Genomic DNA, 542 nt, shown 5'->3' with positions numbered 1-542 from the left:
ATACTGCTCTCCGGCAAGTTGAAGACGAAGAATGTCGGTTTTGAAAAATATCGCGCATTAAGCGCTGCCGGTAGTATTATGAGAGTAGAGCTGGAAGGCATGAATTTGAGTTTGGAATAGGATTCGGCGGCGGTTATTCTATAGTTTCCGTAATGGAGCGTGCGCCCTTTGAATACGGCGGGGGCCCGGAATTTCGACCCATATGGTTTACGTCCACAATCTAACCAAGAGGTATGGCAACCTGACCGCTGTGGAGAATCTTTCCTTTCAGCTCGAAAGGGGGGATGTGCTGGGTTTTCTCGGCCCTAACGGCGCGGGCAAGACGACGACCATGCGTATCATTACGGGATACATGCCGCCGACGAAGGGGACTGTCCATATAGAGGGCATCGACATCTTCGACGAGCCGCTCCAGGCAAAGCGCGTGATCGGATATCTGCCTGAGAATCCCCCGCTCTATAACGACATGACCGTGATGGAATATCTATCCTTCGTCGCCGATATAAAAAAGGTCGGCCGGAAGGAAAAGAAGAGCCGGATTA

The 542-nt window shown here is 51.5% G+C and carries 1 protein-coding gene; it reads left to right on the top strand.

Features of this window, described 5'->3' with window-relative positions; translation table 11 throughout:
• Positions 1-202: 202 nt before the first annotated feature.
• On the top strand, positions 203-542 hold a 340-nt coding region (locus KDM41_18885; protein MCB1185491.1), incomplete at its 3' end, for an ATP-binding cassette domain-containing protein.

The sequence above is a fragment of the bacterium genome, from assembly GCA_020440705.1.
Taxonomy (GTDB): Bacteria; Krumholzibacteriota; Krumholzibacteriia; order LZORAL124-64-63; family LZORAL124-64-63; genus JAGRNP01.
Note: the sequence above shows the minus strand (reverse complement) of the source record. Positions and strands in the feature narration are given on the sequence as shown.